Source organism: Candidatus Karelsulcia muelleri (assembly GCF_002243425.1).
Classification (GTDB): Bacteria; Bacteroidota; Bacteroidia; order Flavobacteriales; family Blattabacteriaceae; genus Karelsulcia; species Karelsulcia muelleri_E.
The window spans coordinates 202111-218034 of the sequence record NZ_CP021172.1 but is presented as its reverse complement, the minus strand read 5'-3'; the positions used below and the strand labels follow the sequence as shown (position 1 = coordinate 218034).

Sequence of the window (15924 nt, the reverse complement as noted above, 5' to 3'; positions counted from 1 at the left end):
ATGGCGAAAATAATTAATACATTTAGTATTAAATTAACTAAAAATAAGACTTTACCTGCTGCACAAGCAATGCTGTATGCTACTGGGTTAAAAGAATATGATTTTAATCAAGCTCAAGTTGGCATAGTTAGTAATTGGTATGAAGGTAATCCATGTAATATGCATTTACATATTATTAGTAATAATATAAAATCATCTATAAAAAAAACTGGAATGGTGGGGTTTAAATTTAATACTATAGGTATTAGTGATGGTATGTCTATGGGAACATCTGGAATGAGATATTCTTTACCATCAAGAGAATTAATAGCTGATAGTATAGAAAGTGTTGTTAAAACTCAACATTATGATGGATTAATAGGAATTCCAGGATGTGATAAAAATATACCTGGAATAGTTATGGCAATGTTACGTATTAATAGACCTTCTATATTAGTATATGGAGGTAGTATATCATCAGGATATTATAATGGTAAAAAATTAAATATAGTTTCTGCTTTTGAAGCTTTAGGAGAAAAAAATATAGGTAAAATTTCAGAATTAGAATATAAAAATATAATTAAACATGCTTGTCCTGGTCCAGGAGCTTGTGGAGGAATGTATACAGCTAATACAATGGCTTCTTGTCTTGAAGCAATGGGAATTACCATTCCATATTCATCTTCATCATTAGCTAATAGTAGCTTTAAAAAAAAAGAATGTATTAATATAGGTTATTATATAAATAATATTTTAAAAAATAATATTAAACCATTGGATATTATTACTTATAAATCTATAAAAAATGCTATAACTTTGGCAATAGCATTAGGAGGATCAACAAATTTAGTAATACATATTTTAGCAATAGCTAAAACTGCTAATTTAGATCTAAAATTAGATGAGATTCAAAATCTAAATAATAATGTTCCAATTATAGCTAATTTAAAACCAAGTGGAGATTTTTTAATGGAAGATATACAAGATATGGGAGGAATTCCTATAATTATAAAATATTTATTAAAAGAAGGATATATAGAAGGAGATTGTATTACTGTAACAGGAAACACAATAAAACAAAATTTAGAAAATATACCTGATCTTTCTTTTAAAGAAAAAATTATATATCCTTTATTAAATCCTATAAAAAAAAATGGGCATATACGTATTTTATATGGTAATATAGCCTCTTATGGAGCTGTTGCTAAAATTACTGGAAAAGAAGGTGATATTTTTTCAGGATTTGCACAAGTTTTTAATTCAGAAAACTCTGCTAATAAAGCAATAATTAATAATAAAATTAAAGAAGGAGATGTAATAGTAATTAGATATGTAGGTCCTAGAGGGGGTCCTGGAATGCCTGAAATGCTTAAACCTACTTCTTATATAATGGGGGCTAATTTAAGTAAAAAAATTGCTTTAATAACTGATGGGAGATTTTCAGGAGGATCTCATGGATTTGTAGTAGGTCATATTACTCCAGAGGCTCAAAATGGAGGATTAATTGCTTTAATAGAAAATGGAGATATTATAATAATTGATGCAATAAAGAATACTATAACATTAAAAATATCAAAAAAAGAAATAAAAAATAGAAAAAAAAATTTGATTGCTCCACCTTTAAGAGTAAATTCAGGTTATTTATATAAGTATACAAAAACTGTATCATCTGCTTATAATGGATGTGTAACAGATAAATTGTAATGTAAATTAATTATGAATCATAAAAATGATATGAAAGGATCAGAAATTCTAATAAAAACACTGATTATTGAAAATACTAAATATATATTTGGATATCCTGGAGGAGCTATTATGCCTATATATGATGCATTATTTTTTTATAAAAAACATATATCACATATTTTAACACGTCATGAACAAGGTGCTATACATGCTGCTCAAGGTTATGCTAGAGTTAGTGGAAAAGTTGGCGTATGTTTTACTACTTCAGGTCCTGGAGCCACAAATTTAATTACTGGCTTAGCCGATTCATTAATAGATAGTACAGCAATACTATGCATTACTGGACAAGTTTCATCTAATTTATTAGGTACTGATGCTTTTCAAGAAACTGATATAATAGATATCTCTCTACCTGTTACAAAATGGAATTATCAAGTAACAAAAGCTAAAGATATATCATATATTATATCAAAAGGTTTTTTTATAGCTAAATCTGGAAGACCAGGTCCAGTTCTAATAGATATTACAAAAGATGCACAACTAGAATTATCAAATTTAGAATATAAAAAATTTATTAAAATCAATAAACTTTTTTATAAAAAAAGTATAAATCGAAAAAGAATAAAAAAAGCAGCTACTGTTATTAAGAATTCTAGTCAACCTTTTCTTCTTATTGGGCAAGGAGTCATTTTAGCTAATGCAGAAAAAGAATTACAAAAATTTATAGAAAAAACTAATATTCCTGCAGCTAGTACCCTGTTAGGGTTATGTGCGTTAAAAACAGTAGATATTTTAAACATGGGAATGTTAGGAATGCATGGTCATTATGCACCTAATATGTTAACAAACAAATCGGATGTAATAATAGCAATAGGAATGCGTTTTGATGATAGAGTTACAGGAGATATAACTAAATATGCTAAAGAATCTAAGATTATTCATATAGATATAGATGAATCTGAAATTAATAAGAATATTAATACAAATATATTTTTATTAGGAAATTGTAAAAAGATTTTAAAACAATTATTATCTAATCTTAAGATAGATAGAAAAATTCATTGGATAGAAAAATTTAATTTTTTTAAAAAAATAGAAAAAAAAAAAGTAATAAAATCTGATTTATATCCTCTTAATAGAAGAATAACTATGGGTGAAGTTATTAATTGTATTAATTTATATAAAAAAGATAATAGTGTTTTAGTAACAGATGTAGGACAACATCAAATGTCTGCTTCTAGATATTTTAATTTTACTTGTAATAAAAGTCAAATTACTTCTGGTGGATTGGGAACAATGGGGTTTGCTTTACCAGCCTCTATAGGTGCTAAAATAGGTGCTAAAAATAGTCAAATAATATGTGTAGTTGGAGATGGAGGAATTCAAATGACTCTACAAGAATTAGGTACTATTCTGCAACAACAGATTTCTATAAATCTAATTATATTAAATAATAATTTTTTAGGAATGGTGAGACAATGGCAAGAATTATTCTTTGAAAGAAGATACTCCAATACTAAGATTGTAAATCCAGATTTTATTAAAATTGGTGAAGCTTATGGAATAAAGTCTAAAAAAATTCTTTATAGAAAAAAATTAAAAAAATATATTAAAATTATGTTAAATCAAACAAATTCATATTTACTTGAAATAATTATAGAAAAAGAATATAATATTTTTCCTATGATTCCTCCTGGGGATTCTATAGAGGAGATTAGATTAATCTAATTTTATGAAAAAAATAAATATAATAATTATATCAGATAATATAATAGGTTTCTTAATAAGAATTATTCTAATCTTTAATAGAAGAAATATTAATATTAATAATATTATTTTAATAAATAAAAAATTATATACTAATTATGTATACATTATAAAAATTGAAATAAAAAATTATAAAATATATAATTTTAATAAAATTATTAAACAAATAAAAAGAATTATAGGAATAAAAAAAATTTATTTTTATAATTTAAAATAAAATTAATTTATGAAATTAAAATTTGGAAATATAGAAGAAGAAATTATAACAAGAAAAGATTTTTCTTTAGAAAAAGCTATAGATTTTCTATTAAATGAAACTATATGTGTATTAGGTTATGGAGTTCAAGGTCCTGGACAAGCACTTAATTTACGTGATAATGGATTTAATGTAATAGTCGGGCAAAGAAAAAATTCCAAATCATGGGAAAAGGCTTTACAAGATGGTTGGATAGAAAATAAAACATTATTTTCTATAGAAGAAGGAGTAGAAAAAAGTACAATAATAATGTTTTTATTATCTGATGCTGGGCAAATTGCTGTATGGCCAAAAATAAAAAAATATTTTTCTGAAGGAAAAGGTTTATACTTTTCACATGGTTTTGGATTAACTTTTAATAAAAAAACAAATATTTTACCTCCCAAAAATATAGATATATTTCTTGTTGCCCCAAAAGGGTCAGGAACTAGTTTAAGAAGACTCTTAAAAGAAGGAAAAGGCCTTAATTCAAGTTATGCTATATATCAAAATTATACTGGAAAAGCAAAACAAAGAGCTTTATCAATAGGAATTGGAATAGGATCAGCTTATTTATTTGAAACAACGTTTCAAAAAGAAGTTTATTCTGATTTAACAGGAGAGAGAGGCACTCTAATGGGTGCTATACAAGGAATTTTTTCTGCTCAATATCAAGTTTTAAGAGAAAATGGTCATTCGCCATCAGAAGCATTTAATGAAACTGTAGAAGAATTAACACAAAGTCTGATGCCTTTAATAGCAGAAAAAGGAATGGATTGGATGTATGAAAATTGTTCTACAACTGCCCAAAGAGGAGCTTTAGATTGGTGGAAAAAATTTAGAGATATTAATCTTCCAATATTTAGGAATCTTTATAAAAAAGTTTCTTCAGGAAAAGAAGCTGAAAAAACTATACTATCAAATAGTAAAAATGATTATAGAGAAAATCTTAAAAAAGAATTAAAAGAAATTAAAGAAAGTGAATTATGGAAAACAGGTGAAATAGTACGTAAACTAAGACCATAATTAATAATTTAGGCTTATTTTAAATAAAGTAAAAAAATAAGCCTTTACTTTAATAATATATAATTTATAAATAAGTGAATTCATCAATAAACGAATATTTTCCATCAGTTAAAGATATAATAGAAGCAAAATATATATTAAAAGATATAATCTATAATACTCCTTTACAAAAAAATACAATTTTATCAGAAAAATATAAATGTAATCTTTTCTTAAAAAGAGAAGATTTACAAATTGTAAGATCATATAAAATTAGAGGTGCATACAATAAAATTAAAAGTATATCAAATGATGATCTGAAAAATGGGATTGTATGTGCAAGTGCAGGTAATCATGCACAAGGTGTAGCATTTTCATGTAATAAATTAAAAATATTTGGTACAATATATATGCCTATAACTACTCCCAAACAAAAAATAGATAGAGTTAAAATGTTTGGAAAACATTATATTAATATAATATTAACAGGAGATACATTTGATGAATGTAGTTATAAAGCATTTAAATCTTGTAAAAAAGAGAAAAAACAATTTATACATCCATTTGATGATAAAAGAATTATAGAAGGACAAGGAACAGTAGGATTAGAAATTTTACAACAAATGAAAGATAAGATAGATTATATTTTTCTTCCTGTTGGAGGTGGTGGATTAGCATCTGGAGTAGGAAGTTATTTTTATCATATAAGTCCATATACTAAAATAATAGGTGTAGAACCTAAAGGAGCACCTTCTATGAGTTTTTCATTTATTGAAAATAAAGTAATTGAATTAAAAAATATAGATAAATTTATAGATGGTGCATCTGTAAAAAAAGTAGGATTATTAAATTTTAAGATTTGTAAAAAAGTTTTATATGATATAAAACCTTTACATGAAGGAAAAGTTTGTACAACAATACTTGATTTATATAATTTAGAAGCAATCGTAGCAGAGCCTGCTGGTGCTTTATCTATATCAGCATTAGATATTTATTCTGATAAAATAAAAAATAAAAATGTAGTTTGTATATTAAGTGGAGGAAATAATGATATTATCAGAACGGAAGAAATTAGAAAAAGATCTTTGATCTATAAAGGATTAAAACATTATTTTTTAGTTAGATTTCCTCAACGTGCTGGAGCACTTAAAGAATTTGTAAGTACTATTTTAGGTCCCAATGATGATATCACATATTTTCAATATTCTAAAAAAACTTCTAAAGAAGAAGGTCCAGCTGTAATAGGAATAGAATTATCAGATAAAGAAGATTTTTCAGGAATGATTAAAAAAATGAAACATTATAATATACATTATCAATATATTAATGATAACCCAGATTTATTTGATATACTTATCTAAATAAAAAAGTATTATGTTAAATAAAATTAAAAATCTAAATAAAGAATTAGATATAATTAATATAAATTCTGCTTCAGAATTAGAATTTTTTAGAATAAAATTTTTAGGTAAAAAAGGAATTTTAAATTCTTTATTTAAAGAATTGAAAAAAATTGATTATAATGAAAAAAGAAATATAGGATTATCACTTAATCTATTAAAAAAAAAAATTAAAAACTTAATTTTAAAAAAAAAAAAAATAATAATAGATGATTTAGAAATAGATGATTTAACAAAACCTGGAAAAAAAAACAAATTAGGATCTAGACATCCTATTTCTATAATTAAACATAGGATTATAAATCTCTTTAATAAAATAGGATTTAAAATTTGTGAAGGCCCAGAAATAGAATATGATTGGTATAATTTTACAGCATTAAATTTTCCATATTATCATCCAGCTAGAGAAATGCAAGATACTTTTTTTATAAAAAAAAGTAATAAATTATTAAGAACACATACATCTTCAGTACAGATAAGATATATGGAAAAAAATAAACCTCCTATAAGAATAATTTCACCAGGTAGGGTTTATAGAAATGAAAAAATTTCTGCCTATTCTCATTGTATGTTTCATCAAATAGAAGGATTATATTTAGATAAAAAAGTCTCATTTAAAGATTTGAAATCTACTATTAATTTTTTTATTAAAAATTTTTTTGGTAAATCAATAACTAGATTCAGACCATCTTATTTTCCATTTACAGAACCAAGCGCAGAATTAGATATATTATGGAATAATAAATGGCTTGAAATAATTGGATGTGGAATGGTAGATCCTATTGTTTTAAAAAATGTGAATATAGATCCTGATCTATATTCAGGTTTTGCTTTTGGTATGGGAATAGAACGTATAACATTAATGATTTATAAAATCAATGATATAAGATATTTTTTTGAAAATGATTTAAGATTTTTAAAACAATTTAAAAAAGAATTTTAACTAAAGTCTTTGTCTAAGAGCTTCATATAAAATAGCACCACAAGCTACTGAAACATTTAAAGATGTTAAAGAATTTTTTATTAAAGGTAATTTAACTCTATTATTACAAATAGATAAATAATTTATTGATATCCCCTTTTCTTCACTTCCTAATATAAAAGCTGTAGGATTTCTATAATTAATATTATAGCATATATAATCTGTTTTTTCTGTTACAGCTATAATTTGAATTCCATAATTTTTTAAAATTTTAATTATTTTAATAATATTTTTTTCTTTACAAATTGGGACTTTAAAAAGGCCACCTGATGACGTTTTGATAGAATCACTATTTACTATCTTGTTATTAGATATAATAATAGCATCTACACCAGTACAAGCTGAAGTTCTAACAATAGAACCAAAATTTCTAACATCTGTTATACTATCTAAAATTAGTAACAATGGAATTTTTCCATTATAATAAATATTAGGTATTATATCTTCTATTTTATAGAATTCTATAGGATCAATAATTGCAAATACTCCTTGATTATTTTTATTATTTTTTTTAAATATTTCAAAAATTGGAATTTTTTTTAAATAAGAAAATTTTATGATTTTTTTTAATTTCAAATTAATAAATTTTTTTATTATGAATATTTTATAAATTTTTTTTTTATATTTTATTGCTTCATATAAAGGGTTTATTCCATAAATAGTAAGTATATTTTTTTTCATACTTTAAATTAATTATTAAATAATTTATACAAAAGTAATTTTATAATATATTCATCATTTATTTCAGTATCTCTTATCTCTGAGAGAATTTTATTTAATGGATCTTTTTTTTTGTTTTTATTCATTAACGTAATTAAATTAAATTTAATTATACTTATAATAAACGTAAAAATTTGTTTTAATACAATACTAATTGTACAATTTTTTAAATAAAAAATTGTTTTATAAGCTTTTATAAATTGTTTTTCAACTATATATGTTTCTAATTTAGAATATTTATATATTTGTTTTTTTATAAAATATTTATATCTTTTTTTATTCAAAATCATTTTATTGATTTCATTATTTATTTGATAGAAATCTTCACCTAAATTTTTTATTATAAAACTAACAGTATTATCAGTAATAATATATCCTATATATTCAAATTCATATTTAATTATATTAAATATTTCTTTTTTTTTTAATTTTACACTTTTATATATAAATCCATTTTTTTTTATTTTTTTATAAAAATTAGTGTTTTTATCAATAACTTTATTGTTATAACAAATAATTAGTATTGTATTCTCAATAGGAGAAATTAATAATTTATATAAATTTTCAATACTGTTTGATAAATATTGTGCTTCTTTTACAATAATTAAATTATATACAGAGATAGATATTTGTTTTGCAATAATAATTAGATTATTAATATCTAGATCATATCCATATAATATTTTTTTTTCTTTAAAAAAAAATTCAATTGAATGATATAAATTAGATATTAAATATCTTTCTTCCCCCATTAGAAAATAAATAGGTTTTATTTTTTTATTTTTTAAATCTTTAAGTAATTTTTGTTTATATTTTAAAAACATTTTAATTAATATGAAAATTAAATATAACTTTGAATATAAATATCATAATAATAATACATATATTTATTGTCTTATTAGAAAGAAATATTATCTTCTTACTAAAGAAGAATATGTTAGACAACATATGTTATATTATTTAATATATAATAAAGGCTATAATATATCTTCTATTTTTGTAGAAAAATATTTTCTATTTAATAATGTTAAAACACGTATAGATATTATCGTTTATAAAAAAAAAAAACCTTATATTCTTATTGAATGTAAATCTTCATGTATTTTTTCACAAAAAGTATTATCTCAAATTATGAGATATAATTTTTATATTAAAAGTTATTTTTTAATAATAACTAATTGGATAAATAATATAATTTTGAAAATTGATATTAAAAATAATATTATTATTTTTTTTAATGAAATTCCAAATTTTAAATAAACTTTTACAAAGTATTTATATATTCTATTAAATCTAGTAATTTATTAGAATAAGCTACTTCATTATCATACCATGATATTATTTTTAAGAAAGTAGAATTTAACATAATACTTGCGTTGGCATCAAAGATTGATGTTCTTTTATCTCCAATCAAATCCATTGATACTACAGGATCTTCTATATATCCTAAAATATTTTTATATTCATTTTCTGAAGCTTGTTTCATAACGTACTTTACATCATCATAATTTGTTTTAGTTTTTAAACTAACTGTCAAATCTACTACTGAAACATTAACTGTAGGAACCCTAAAAGCCATTCCTGTTAATTTTCCATATAATTCAGGTATTACCTTGCCAACAGCAATAGCTGCACCTGTATATGATGGAATAATATTAACTAGCGCAGAACGGCCTCCTCTCCAATCTCTAATTGATGGAGAATCAACAACTTTCTGAGTTGCTGTAGCTGAATGAACAGTTGTCATTAATCCTTCTAAAATTCCAAAATTATCATTTAATATTTTAGCTATAGGAGCTAAACAATTAGTAGTGCATGATGCATTAGATATGATATTTTGATTTTTTTTTAAAATAAAATGATTAACACCCATTACAAACATAGGAATCTCGTCTTTAGGAGGTGCAGATAATATTACTTTTTTAGCACCAGATTTTAAATGATTATATGCTTTTTCATATGTAAGAAAAGCTCCTGTTGATTCTACTATGTAATCTGCATTTATAACTCCCCAATCAAGTTTAGATGGATTTTTTTCAGAGGTTATTCTAATTTTTTTATTATTAACTATTAGATTATCATTATCTATTTCTATTTTACCTCTAAAAAGTCCATGTGTTGAATCATATTTTAACATATAAGCTATATAATCAACATTTAATATATCATTTATAGCTACTATTTCAATATTTTCTCTCTCTATAGAAGCATTAAATAGCAACCTACCTATTCTTCCAAATCCATTGATACCAATTCTAATTTTAGACATATTCTTTATTTTAAGAAATAATTTCTTAACAAGCTATAATATCTGATCTCTTAATCAGATCTATATCAATTTTAAGGCCTAGGAAATCTTACTTTTATTCTGGTCATTACGTTTTTTTTACCTTAAATTAAAGCTACTAGCAAGAACACTATCTGAAAAAGTAGTATGACTTAATCTACGTATCTCATAATAAGGATTTTTTGTAGATTTAGCCTTCAGAAACAATAATTATACTTTTTTTTCTGGTATAAGAAAGCTCCAGTACCTACTACGCTCTAAATACTGAATATTTTCCCATCCCATAACTTCTATTGCTGTATTTAATGTAAAATAAGTTCCATATATATCATAGGAATTGCCACCACCTTCTATAAATACATATAACATTGTTATTTGTATATATATTTTTTAAAAAACATAATTATAACTTAAATGTCACATTTATTCATAAATCTTTTAAAAGAAATTGTATACAATCCTATACATTCTATATCTAGAATTTTGAACTTAGTCTTAATAGAAGCTATATTATCTATAGATAATGCTGCAATATTAACTACTATGGTTAGTCACCTTAATAAAGAAGATAGAAAAAAAGCGTTAAAATATGGTATTATAGGTGCATATATATTTAGAATAATTTCTTTATTTTTTGCTTCTGTAATAATGAAAATGTGGTTGTTAAAGATAATTGGGGGTTCATACTTAATATATTTAGGAATTAATCATTTTCTCTCTAAAAAGAGAACATTTATATTTTTAAATAAAAATTTTAAAGTTTGGAAAACGATTATTTATATCGAAATAATAGATATTTTCTTTTCAATAGATAACATTTTGGGAGGATTATCTTATTCCAATAATACATTATTAATTGTTTTAGGAATCTTTATCAGTCTCTATTTAATAAGAATTAGTACAATAAAGATATTAAGATTTAAAAAAATCTATTCTTCTTTAGAAAAATCTGCATTTATTATAATAATATTATTAGGATTCAAATTAATCATTTCTATTTATGAGATTCTATATCCAGATGATTATTTTACTACTTTTTTACAAAGTAAAATTTTGAATATTTCATTTTCTTTAATTAGTCTTAGTATATTCATCCTTCCAATTATATATTTAAAATTATTAAATAATAATATTTAATGGCTCTTGTAATAAGTTTTTTAAACTTTTTAAATAATCACTACCTACTGCACCATCTATAATTCTATGATCACATGTTAATGTAAATTTAGTAGTATGACCTATTACAATTTTATCATTATTTATAATAGGTTTTTTTTTAATACTTCCTACAGATAAAATACAAGAATTAGGTTGATTTATAATAGAAGTAAATGAATCTATACCAAACATTCCAAGATTTGAAACAGTAAAAGTACTACCTTCTAATGAATTAGATTTAATTTTTTTTTCTTTAGCTTTTATTACTTTTTCTTTTATTTCAAAAGAAATTTGTCTTAAAGATTTTTCATCTACTTGATTAATTACAGGAACAATTAAACCATCTTCTAATGCTACTGCTATACCTATATTTATATTATTATGGTATAATATACTTTTTTCTGTCCAAGAAGAATTTATTTTTGGATTTTCTTTTATAGCTAAAGCTGAAGCTTTCACAATTAAATCATTAAAAGATATTTTATCTAAATATTTTTTTTCGTTAATCGAGTCTCTTAATTTAATTAAATTATCCATAATTACTTCTATAAATAAAGAATAATGAGGTGATTCAATTTTAGAATTAATTAATCTTTTGCTAATTATTTTTCTAATATTAGAATGGTTAACTTCATTAGAACTATTTGTTTTTTTATCATCTAAATTATTATCAATATATCTTTCTATATCTTTTTTTATAATTCGTCCATTAATTCCAGTACCTTTAATATTATCTAATGATATGCCTTTATCAAAAGCTAATTTTTTAGCTAAAGGAGAAATAAAAATTCTTTTATAATTATTATTAATTTTCTTTTGCTTTAGCAAAGAACTAATATCTTCATTTTCAGAACCTAAAATAGCTAATACACTATTTACTGGGGCACTTTCTCCTTCTTTTATTCCAATATAAAGCAATGTAGAATTATATTCAGCTTCCAATTCCTGAATTGCTTTATCAGTCTCTATTTCAGCTAAAATATCTCCTTCTAAAATTTTAGAACCTATCTTTTTATGCCATTTTACAACAGTACCTACTACCATAGTATCGGTTAGACGAGGCATAAATATAACTTCTGCCATATTTATTTAATTTATTTTTTTTTCTAAAAAAGGATAATCTTTTTGATTATAAACTACACTATACAATTTTTCTAAATTTGTATAATCTGACAATTCTGCAAATTTAACACATTCATTAATTTTTTTATTAATTTCATCTTGAAATGAATTCAAAACTTTTTCTGTAACTATTTGATTTTTTAAAATCAATTTCTTTATAAGAAGAATAGGGTCTCTATTTTTAGATTCATTTACTTCTTTTTTACTCCTATATGTTTCTGCATCTGACATAGAATGTCCCCTATATCTAGAAGTGAGAATATCTAAAAATGTAGGACCATTACCATTTCTAGCTCTTGATATTGCATTATAAGCATGTTCATATATTTTTAACGGATCCATTCCATCTACACAAAAAGATGGCATTTTATATGAAAAACCTATTTTATATATATCTTTAATATTAGAACTTCTTTTTACAGAAGTTCCCATTGCATATCTATTATTTTCACATATAAACACAACAGGTAATTTCCAAATCATTGCCATATTAAAAGTTTCATGAAGTGATCCTTGATTAACAGCTCCATCCCCCATAATTGTTATTGTTACAGCATCACGAGAAAAATATTTATCAGCAAATGCAATTCCTGCTCCTAAAGGTATTTGTCCGCCAACAATTCCATGACCTCCATAAAAACGATATTTTTTACTAAAAATATGCATGGACCCCCCCATTCCACAAGAAGTTCCAGTATTTTTACCAAATAATTCAGCCATAATCTTTTTAGGGTTTACCCCCATAGCAATAGCTAAAATATGACATCTATAAGCGGTAATCATCTTATCTTTCTTAAGATCCATAGCATGAACAAGACCTGCAGGTATAGCTTCTTGCCCATTATATAAATGTAAAAATCCTCTTATTTTTTGTTTTAAGTATAAAGACCTACATTTATCTTCAAATTTTCGCCAAAATGACATATCTTTATACCATTTTAAATATATATCATTATTAATTTTTTTCATTAATTTATATTATTATAATAAATTTAATTTATATTATTTTATTATGTTTTAACTAAATGTAAAAAAGGCCTCGTAGCTTAATTGGATAGAGTATCTAACTACGGATTAGAAGGTTGGGGGTTCAACTCCCTTCGGGGTCACTTTTTTGTTATTAATAATTTATTAATTGCGTTATTAACAGCCTCAAATTTAAAATTTGTTATTAATTTTATCATTATATATTTTAGTTTTTTATTACATAAATTTCCTATACTTCCTTCATGAGAATGTTTTATATCAGTAATAGGGGTAAAATCTCCTTTTTGGATATCTAGTCCCACTTTTTTATATGCTTCTCTAAATGAAATCCCATCTTTAACTAAAGAATTAACAACTTCTACACTAAACAAATATTTATATTTATTTTCATATATTATATTTTTATTTATAATTAGTTTTTTAAGCATATATGTAAATATTAATATTATTTTTTTTATTTCATCAAATACTGGTAAAAAAATTTCTTTAATAGTTTGTAAATCTCTATGATATCCTGAAGGAAGATTAGTAGTTATAATTGATATTTGATTAGGTAAAGAAATCATTTGATTACATCTAGATCTTATTAATTCAAATACATCTGGATTTTTTTTGTGTGGCATTATGCTAGATCCTGTAGTTAAATTTTCAGGTAAAGAAAAAAAATCAAAATTCTTACTCATATATAAACATATATCTTGAGATATTTTACTAATAGTATTAGCTATTGATGAAATAGCTTGTGAAACTATACGTTCTGTTTTACCTCTACACATTTGTGCATATACTACATTATAATTTAAATCTTCAAAACCTAAAATCTCTGTTGTAAGTTTCCGATTTAATGGAAAAGATGATCCAAATCCAGCTGCTGAACCTAAAGGATTTTTATTAGAAATATTATATGCGCTTTTTAAGAAAAAAATATCGTCTATAAGACTTTCTGCATAAGAGGCAAACCATAAACCAAATGAAGAAGGCATAGCAATTTGATAATGTGTATAACCAGGAATTAATATATGTTTATAACGATTACTTAAATGTATTAAGACATTGAATAAATCTTTAATTAGAAATACTAATTCTTGTATTTTCTTACGAATAAATAATTTTATATCTAATAAAACTTGATCATTTCTAGATCTTCCACTATGTATTTTCTTACCTATTTTTCCTAAACGTTTAGTTAACATTAATTCTATTTGAGAATGTATATCTTCTACATTATACTCTATTTGAAATTTTCCAGATATGATTGTATCATAAATAATATGTAATTCTTTAATTAAAGAATTTAATTCGTTAATGTTTAATACACCTATTGTTTCTAACATTATTATATGTGCTAATGTACCTATAACGTCAAGAGGTGCTAAAAATAAATCTAAATATCTATCTTTTCCTACTGTAAAAAATTCTATTTCTTTATTAAGTACAAAATTTTTTTGCCAGAGTTTCACAATATTATATGTTACAAACCACTTAAATATATAATAAAATGACTGATGTAATCAAATTTTTATCAAAAAATGTATCAAATAAAATAGCATCTGGAGATGTAATACATAATCCATCATCAATATTAAAAGAAATTTTAGAAAATTCTATAGATGCTTATGCAAAAAATATTAAAATCATATTAAAAAATGGAGGAAAAAATATAATACATATTATAGATGATGGTATAGGAATGAGTAAAAATGATGCCATAAAAAGTTTTGAGAGATATTCTACTTCAAAAATAAATAAAATAGAAGATATTTTGAAGATTTCAACTAAAGGATTTAGAGGAGAAGCTTTATCTTATATATCTTCTGTAACCCAGATAGAAATTGAGACAAGATATATAGAATCAGATCTAGGAATAAGGCTTATTATAGAAAATGGAAAATTAAAATATAATCCATTGCCAATTGCAATGGATAAAGGGTGTAGCATATGTATAAAAAATATATTTTATAATATTCCTGCTAAAAGAAAATTTTTAAAATCATCTAAATTAGAATTAAAAAATATTATTAATGAATTTTATAAACTTGTATTAAGTCATAATGATATAAATTTTTATTTAGAAAATGATAACAAAATTTTATTTGATTTAAAATCATCTTCATATAAAGAACGTATAATACAGATTTTTGGGGAAAAAATAAACAAATTTTTAATTAAAATAAAAAAAACTACTAATTTAGTTAAATTACAAGGTTACATAACAAACCCTAAATATTACAAATCTAATAAATTAGAACAATATTTATTTTTAAATAAACGGTTTATTAAAAATAAAAATATACATGATGCTATCATTACTTCTTATGAAGGCCTTATAAATAAAAAATATAATCCTTCTTATTTTATTTTTTTAACTATGGAACCTAGTAAATTTAATATTAGTCCATCTAAAACTGAAGTAAAATTTTCTTATGACATTTGTTTATGTAAACAAATTAATTCTACTATTAAAGAATGTTTAGGTATAAAGAAAATTTCTAATTTTCTGTTAAAACAAGTAAATGTAAAAAAACTTTCTACTAGAGATATAACCTATTTTAATAACGAATATAAAAAATTAAAAAATAATAAATTTTAAAAAAAA

The 15924-nt window shown here is 23.0% G+C and carries 16 protein-coding genes and 1 tRNA gene; 10 read left to right on the top strand and 7 right to left on the bottom strand.

All coding sequences use genetic code 11. The features are described from left to right. From ilvD to pheS, 6 genes are all read left to right on the top strand, one after another. Window positions 1-1683 (top strand): dihydroxy-acid dehydratase, encoded by a 1683-nt coding sequence (gene ilvD / locus CA211_RS01195; RefSeq protein ID WP_094248639.1) that lies wholly within the window; start codon window positions 1-3, stop codon window positions 1681-1683. Window positions 1684-1695: 12 nt separating this feature from the next. Continuing rightward, on the top strand, window positions 1696-3393 hold the full coding sequence (gene ilvB / locus CA211_RS01190) for a biosynthetic-type acetolactate synthase large subunit (RefSeq protein ID WP_192940294.1): 1698 nt from the start codon (window positions 1696-1698) through the stop codon (window positions 3391-3393). Window positions 3394-3397: 4 nt separating this feature from the next. Further along, window positions 3398-3649 carry an acetolactate synthase gene (locus tag CA211_RS01185; RefSeq protein WP_094248638.1) on the top strand — a complete coding sequence of 84 codons (252 nt, stop codon included), beginning with the start codon at window positions 3398-3400 and terminating at the stop codon, window positions 3647-3649. A 9-nt stretch (window positions 3650-3658) separates the two neighbouring features. Continuing rightward, a complete protein-coding gene (gene ilvC, locus CA211_RS01180; RefSeq protein ID WP_094248637.1) occupies window positions 3659-4693 on the top strand; it encodes a ketol-acid reductoisomerase in 1035 nt (344 codons plus the stop codon). Between the two features lie 74 nt (window positions 4694-4767). Continuing rightward, window positions 4768-6033: a threonine ammonia-lyase gene (ilvA, locus tag CA211_RS01175; protein ID WP_094248636.1), complete on the top strand. Its 1266-nt coding sequence runs from the start codon at window positions 4768-4770 to the stop codon at window positions 6031-6033. 13 nt (window positions 6034-6046) lie between these two features. Then, window positions 6047-7015, top strand: coding sequence for a phenylalanine--tRNA ligase subunit alpha (gene pheS, locus CA211_RS01170; RefSeq protein WP_094248635.1), 969 nt, complete (start codon window positions 6047-6049; stop codon window positions 7013-7015). Here pheS and CA211_RS01165 read toward each other — a convergent pair whose 3' ends face one another. Together CA211_RS01165 and CA211_RS01160 are read right to left on the bottom strand one after the other, a co-directional pair. Further along, on the bottom strand, window positions 7016-7735 hold the full coding sequence (locus tag CA211_RS01165; RefSeq protein WP_094248634.1) for a TrmH family RNA methyltransferase: 720 nt from the start codon (window positions 7733-7735) through the stop codon (window positions 7016-7018). Window positions 7736-7743: 8 nt separating this feature from the next. Next, the gene (locus CA211_RS01160; RefSeq protein WP_094248633.1) at window positions 7744-8598 is read right to left on the bottom strand and encodes a DNA polymerase III subunit delta; all 855 of its coding nucleotides are present in this window, start codon (window positions 8596-8598) and stop codon (window positions 7744-7746) included. A 10-nt stretch (window positions 8599-8608) separates the two neighbouring features. Here CA211_RS01160 and CA211_RS01155 point away from each other — a divergent pair, with 10 nt between their 5' ends. After that, window positions 8609-9034, top strand: a complete 426-nt coding sequence (locus CA211_RS01155) for a type I restriction enzyme HsdR N-terminal domain-containing protein (RefSeq protein ID WP_094248632.1) — start codon at window positions 8609-8611, stop codon at window positions 9032-9034. Window positions 9035-9038: 4 nt separating this feature from the next. On the opposite strand, the gene gap is transcribed toward CA211_RS01155, so the two are convergent. Further along, window positions 9039-10043 carry a type I glyceraldehyde-3-phosphate dehydrogenase gene (gene gap / locus CA211_RS01150; RefSeq protein WP_094248631.1) on the bottom strand — a complete coding sequence of 335 codons (1005 nt, stop codon included), beginning with the start codon at window positions 10041-10043 and terminating at the stop codon, window positions 9039-9041. Between the two features lie 228 nt (window positions 10044-10271). Further along, entirely contained in the window at window positions 10272-10430 is a 159-nt protein-coding gene (locus tag CA211_RS01230) for a hypothetical protein (RefSeq protein WP_192940293.1), read from the bottom strand. A 45-nt stretch (window positions 10431-10475) separates the two neighbouring features. On the opposite strand from CA211_RS01230, the gene CA211_RS01145 reads away from it, so the two are divergent. After that, window positions 10476-11198, top strand: coding sequence for a TerC family protein (locus CA211_RS01145; protein WP_094248630.1), 723 nt, complete (start codon window positions 10476-10478; stop codon window positions 11196-11198). Here CA211_RS01145 and CA211_RS01140 read toward each other — a convergent pair. Both CA211_RS01140 and pdhA read right to left on the bottom strand, forming a co-directional pair. After that, complete coding sequence (locus tag CA211_RS01140) at window positions 11181-12302, bottom strand: dihydrolipoamide acetyltransferase family protein (protein ID WP_094248629.1); 1122 nt, start codon at window positions 12300-12302, stop codon at window positions 11181-11183. The genes CA211_RS01145 and CA211_RS01140 overlap by 18 nt on opposite strands. Before the next feature lie 6 nt (window positions 12303-12308). Beyond that, window positions 12309-13310 (bottom strand): pyruvate dehydrogenase (acetyl-transferring) E1 component subunit alpha, encoded by a 1002-nt coding sequence (gene pdhA / locus CA211_RS01135; RefSeq protein ID WP_094248628.1) that lies wholly within the window; start codon window positions 13308-13310, stop codon window positions 12309-12311. A 66-nt stretch (window positions 13311-13376) separates the two neighbouring features. Between pdhA and CA211_RS01130 the strand changes: the two genes are divergently transcribed. Further along, a tRNA-Arg gene (locus CA211_RS01130) sits at window positions 13377-13450 on the top strand. Here the strand turns inward: CA211_RS01130 and argH are convergent. Then, window positions 13448-14788 (bottom strand): argininosuccinate lyase, encoded by a 1341-nt coding sequence (argH, locus tag CA211_RS01125; RefSeq protein WP_094248627.1) that lies wholly within the window; start codon window positions 14786-14788, stop codon window positions 13448-13450. The genes CA211_RS01130 and argH overlap by 3 nt on opposite strands. Window positions 14789-14826: 38 nt before the next feature. Here argH and mutL point away from each other — a divergent pair, with 38 nt between their 5' ends. Continuing rightward, window positions 14827-15918 carry a DNA mismatch repair endonuclease MutL gene (gene mutL, locus CA211_RS01120; RefSeq protein WP_094248626.1) on the top strand — a complete coding sequence of 364 codons (1092 nt, stop codon included), beginning with the start codon at window positions 14827-14829 and terminating at the stop codon, window positions 15916-15918. Window positions 15919-15924: the final 6 nt, after the last annotated feature.